General features: G+C 59.5%; 2 protein-coding genes and 1 pseudogene. 2 read left to right on the plus strand and 1 reads right to left on the minus strand.

The genetic code is table 11. The features are described 5' to 3' along the window. A partial coding sequence (selA, locus tag K8W16_RS12130; protein ID WP_304124243.1) for an L-seryl-tRNA(Sec) selenium transferase occupies window positions 1-757 on the plus strand: 757 nt, incomplete at its 5' end. A gap of 48 nt (window positions 758-805) precedes the next feature. Further along, on the plus strand, window positions 806-2,182 hold the full coding sequence (locus K8W16_RS12135) for an aminopeptidase (protein WP_304124244.1): 1,377 nt from the start codon (window positions 806-808) through the stop codon (window positions 2,180-2,182). Between the two features lie 525 nt (window positions 2,183-2,707). Here the strand turns inward: K8W16_RS12135 and K8W16_RS12140 are convergent. After that, window positions 2,708-2,842, minus strand: a pseudogene (locus tag K8W16_RS12140) (IS200/IS605 family transposase); the annotation flags it as partial.

Here is a 2,842-nt window from a genome sequence, read left to right on the forward strand (position 1 = left end):
AAACACCCGCGCCGTGCTCTGGGTGCACCCTTCCAACTACCGTATCATAGGCTTCCACTCCTCGGTACCCCCCGCGGAACTTGCCTCCTTCGCCCACGCCCACCGGCTTCCCCTGCTGGAGGATCTCGGCAGCGGGAGCCTCCTGGACTTCTCCCCCTGGGGGCTGCACGACGAACCCACCGTGCCCGAGGTGTTGAAAGCGGGAACCGACGTCGTCACCTTTTCCGGCGACAAGGTACTCGGCGGGCCGCAGGCAGGTATCATCGTCGGCAGGAAGGAATATGTGGACCAGATGAAGCGCAACCAGCTTCTGCGCGCCCTGCGCTGCGACAAGCTGACCCTCTCTGCACTGGAAGCCACGCTTCGCCTGTACCGCGACCGGGAAACGGCCCTCAGAGCCGTGCCCACGGTGCGCCGCATAATTATGAGCGCGGAAGAACTGCAAAAACGTGCCGAAATACTGCGCGATATGCTGGAAAAAGAGCTGAACGGACTTGCCGTATGCTCTCTGAAAAAGGATTTCTCCCGCGTGGGCGGAGGAGCCTTTCCCGAACAGGGAATGCCAACTACGCTGGTCTGCGTAAAGCCCGCGGGACTGTCCGCTGCACAACTGAAAAAGCGCCTGCTCTCCACCGATCCTCCCCTGGTCGGCAGGCTGGAAGATCCGTATTTCCAGCTTGACCCCCGCACCATGGAAGAGGAAGACTTTTCCGATGCGGCCCGCGTCCTTTCGCAGGCGCTGCGCGACCCTTCCTGAAATCGCCGTTCCCGGAACAACCCTCATTCCCCTTTCGAGGTTACTCTTATGGACGAACTTGCATTTTCCTCCACCTCCGGCTGGGAAGTATACCGCTCCGGCGAAGACCGCCGGGCCATGTACGAACTGGCCGACGACTATATCCGCTTCATCTCCGCCTGCAAGACGGAACGCGAAGCCGTTGCCGGCGTCATCGACCTCTTGAAGGAAGCGGGCTATACAGAAGGATTCCAGACCGAAAAAGGCTGGCAGGCCCTGCACGGCAAGGCCATTTTCGTGGCCCGTAGAGGCCGTCGCCCCCTTCAGGACGGCATACGCCTCATCAGCGCCCATACCGACAGCCCCCGCCTTGACCTGAAGCAGCGCCCGCTTCAGGAGCAGGTAGGCGTAGGCCAGGCTAAAACCCATTACTACGGCGGGCTGCGCAAGTATCAGTGGTTTGCACGGCCTCTGGCCCTGCACGGCGTCATTGTCACCGCCGAAGGGCGTTCCATCCCCGTTCGTCTCGGCGAAGAAGAAGGGGATCCCGTCTTCACCATCGCCGACCTTCTGCCCCACCTTTCCCACAAGGACGGCGGCCTCAAGCTTTCCGACGCCTTCGACGCGGAAAAGCTCAACATCATCCTCGGCCATGAGCCCGTGCTCAAGGAAGGGGAAGAGGATGCCCCCAAGGAACCCGTGAAGGTCCGTATGCTTCAGCTCCTCCATGAAAAATACGGCATAAGGGAAGACGACCTCATCTCCGCCGAACTGGAAGCCGTGCCCTCCGGCCCGGCCCGCTATGTAGGTCTGGACAAAGGTATCGTGGGCGGCTACGGCCAGGACGACCGCATCTGCGTCTATACCGCCCTGCGTGCCCTGCTCGATGCGGAGGAACCGGAATACACCTCCTGCCTCATCTTCTGGGATAAGGAAGAAATCGGCTCCGACGGCTCTACCGGCGCAAACTCTCGCTTTTTCCAGTACTGCGTGGAAGACATGGCCGCAGCCTGGGAGCCGGAAACGCCCTTCCGCTCCATCATGATGCATAGCCGCGCCGTCTCCGGCGACGTGCACGCCGCCGTGGACCCGGACTGGCAGGACCGTCATGAACTCAAGAATTCCGCCTTTTTCGGACACGGCGTGGCCTTCTGCAAGTTCACCGGCTCCCGGGGTAAATACGGCGCGAACGACGCGCATCCCGAATACCTGGGCTGGATGCGCGGCGTGCTCGATGCGAAGAACATCCCCTGGCAGATGGCGGAACTCGGCAAGGTGGACGTGGGCGGAGGCGGAACCGTGGCCCTCTTCCTCGCCGCCTACGGCATGGATGTAGTGGATGCCGGCCCCGCACTCCTCGGCATGCACAGCCCCTTCGAGCTTTCTTCCGTGCCCGATATCTATTCCGCAAAACTCGCCTATCAGGCCTTTTTCGAAGCAAAGTAAAAAGCCCCGCCTTCTTTATGGAAGGAGCCTGCTCAGGCTCTCCCACGAAGAAAGCCCGTGCCCATACCTGTATCAACGCCCCGGAGTCTTTCCCTCCGGGGCTTTCTCATAAGTAATACTTCCCCCGGAAGGCAAGGCCAGCTCCGTATAACATCCCGCCGGACAGGAAACGATTCCTGGAAAACATGCGAATGAAACGATCAAGGGCATGACTCGCCAAAAAAATACTTTCTGTACCCGATAACGCCGCAGGCGCCTTCCCTCTGCAGCAAAGAAAGAAGCAGCGTTTCATCCCCCTCTCTCCGTCAGGAAAAAATCCCCTGCCGAAAAAACACCGTTCATGCTCAGGAAGACAAGTCAGGACCACCCGTAAAACGGGTGGCTTGTTCAGCCCTGTAAGGGCTTATACTTGCTCACGCCTTAAGGGCGTCGTCCTGAGCTACTCAGGTCGGCGCCCCGTGGTTCAAGCCCCCATACAAGTTGACTCACAGCCTGCTCCTCAAGGAGCCTTCCCTGCTTCGGACTGAACAGATCCGTATATTCTCTGGCCGTTCTCTTATCGAGCATGATATCTCTCACTCCTGCTCTCTTATATATTTCCTGATGGACGCTTCGTTCAAGCCTGTTGTGCCGACATAATACCCACGCTCCAGAATCTTC

Source organism: Mailhella massiliensis (genome assembly GCF_020741395.1).
GTDB lineage: Bacteria > Desulfobacterota > Desulfovibrionia > Desulfovibrionales > Desulfovibrionaceae > Mailhella > Mailhella massiliensis_A.